The sequence below is a fragment of the Pseudomonas sp. genome (genome assembly GCF_049645325.1).
In the GTDB taxonomy this organism is placed as follows: Bacteria; Pseudomonadota; Gammaproteobacteria; order Pseudomonadales; family Pseudomonadaceae; genus Aquipseudomonas.
On the sequence record NZ_JBARTQ010000557.1, the window covers coordinates 1 to 1,970 of the forward strand.

The 1,970-nt window shown below is 61.6% G+C and carries 2 protein-coding genes; one reads left to right on the top strand and one right to left on the bottom strand.

Features of this window, described 5'->3' with window-relative positions:
- Window positions 1–120: 120 nt before the first annotated feature.
- On the bottom strand, window positions 121–867 hold the full coding sequence (locus WBB95_RS23380; protein WP_424489720.1) for a 3-oxoacyl-ACP reductase family protein: 747 nt from the start codon (window positions 865–867) through the stop codon (window positions 121–123).
- Window positions 868–993: 126 nt separating this feature from the next.
- On the opposite strand from WBB95_RS23380, the gene WBB95_RS23385 reads away from it, so the two are divergent.
- Window positions 994–1,917, top strand: coding sequence for a LysR substrate-binding domain-containing protein (locus WBB95_RS23385; protein ID WP_424489721.1), 924 nt, complete (start codon window positions 994–996; stop codon window positions 1,915–1,917).
- Window positions 1,918–1,970: the final 53 nt, after the last annotated feature.

The following is a 1,970-nucleotide window of genomic DNA, read 5'->3' on the forward strand; positions in this document are numbered from 1 at the left end:
GAGCTGGCTTGCCTGCGATAGCGGTGAACCAGCCACCCATCCGGCACAGTTACACCGCCATCGCAGGCAAGCCAGCTCCCACATGAGCCAGTTACCACAAAGTCCAGCTCCTACAGTGGGTTATGCGCTGAAACCACCATCAATGGTCAAGCTCGCCCCGGTGATATACCCCGCTTCCGGCCCCGCGAGATACGCCACAAAGCTGGCAATTTCCTCGACATGCCCATAACGGCCCACCGCCATCAACCCGATCAGCGTCTCGGCAAATTCACTGTTCGCCGGGTTCATGTCGGTGTCCACCGGCCCTGGCTGCACATTATTGATCGTGATGCCGCGCGGCCCCAGGTCGCGTGCCAAACCTTTGGTCAAGCCCACCAGCGCCGCCTTGCTCATCGCATACGGGCCGCCACCGCCAAACGGCATGCGCTCGGCATTGGTGCTGCCGATGTTGATTACGCGGCCACCTTCACCCATGTGTTTGGCGGCTTCCTGAGTCGCGATAAACACGCTGCGCACGTTGATCGCCAGGGTCTGGTCGAAGTCTTCCAGCTTGAAATCCTCCAGCGGGGCGATGGCCAATACGCCGGCGTTATTCACCAGGATGTCCAGGCGGCCGAACGCTTCGACCGTTGCGTTAACCGCATTGCGAATCGCCGTGGCATCGGCGCTGTCGGCCTGGATCGCCAAGGCTTTGCCGCCGTCGCTGATCACGCTGTTCTGCAGCTCTTCAGCCTTGGCGGCCGAGCTGACGTAGGTAAAGGCAACGCTTGCACCTTGCGCGGCGAGGCGTTTGACGATGGCGGCACCGATGCCGCGGGAACCGCCTTGAATCAAGGCGACTTTACCGATGAGGTTTTGCGTGGTCATGTCGATCTCCCAACCGTTCAAGGCGGTATGCCTTGTTGATGGAACCGAGTATCGACCTCACCCCGCCAGCCCGGTAGACCGTGATTGCTATAGTCTGTGTAAACCAAAAGTTTAGAGTGGGTTGGTATGGAGAGCTTTGGCAGTATCGAATGCTTTGTGCGCAGCGCCGAAGGCGGCAGCTTTGCCGAGGCCGCCCGGCACCTGAGCCTGACGCCGGCGGCGGTGGGTAAAAGCGTCGCCAAGCTGGAAGCGCGGCTCGGTGTTCGGTTGTTTCAGCGCAGCACCCGGCGGCTGACGCTGACCGAAGCCGGCAAGCTGTTCCTCGAAGAAGTCAGCGGCAGCCTCACCACCATCCAAAATGCCGTGGCCAACCTGGCCAGCGCCGAAGGGCGGCCGGTGGGCACGCTTAAAGTCAGCATGGGCACGGTGTTCGGCAATCGTTATGTGGTGCCGCTGTTGGGGGAATTCATGCAGCGCTTTCCGGACATCAGCCCGGACTGGCATTTTGATAATCGTCAGGTCGACCTGATCGGCCAGGGCTTTGATGCCGCCATCGGCGGTGGTTTTGAACTGCCCCAAGGCGTGGTGGCGCGCAAGTTGGCGCCGGCGCACCGCGTGCTGGTGGCTTCACCGGATTACCTGGCGAAACGCCCGCCGGTGTCGGCACCCGAGGATTTGTCACGTTGCCTGGGCATCCTGATCCGTTCGCCGCAAACCGGCCGCGTGCGTTCCTGGCAATTGACCGGCCCCGAACGGGAACAGCGCCCGCTGGTGCTCAAACCGCGCATGACCATGAGCGACTCCGAAGCCGCCTGCTGTGCCAGCGCCCAGGGTATGGGCATTGCGCTGGTCAGCATGCCGATGGCCGTGCCGTTTCTCGACAGCGGGCAAGTGGTGCGGGTGTTACCCGACTGGTATGTCGATGACGGCAACATTTCCATCTATTACGCCGAACACAAACTGCTGCCCGGCAAGACCCGGGCGTTTGTGGATTTCATCATCGAGCAGTTTGTTATCAAGGGGTTGGGGCGGCGGTTCAGTGCCATTTGAGTACGGCGGCATACTGCGTCGCGGCCATCGCGGGCAAGCCTGGCTCCCACATT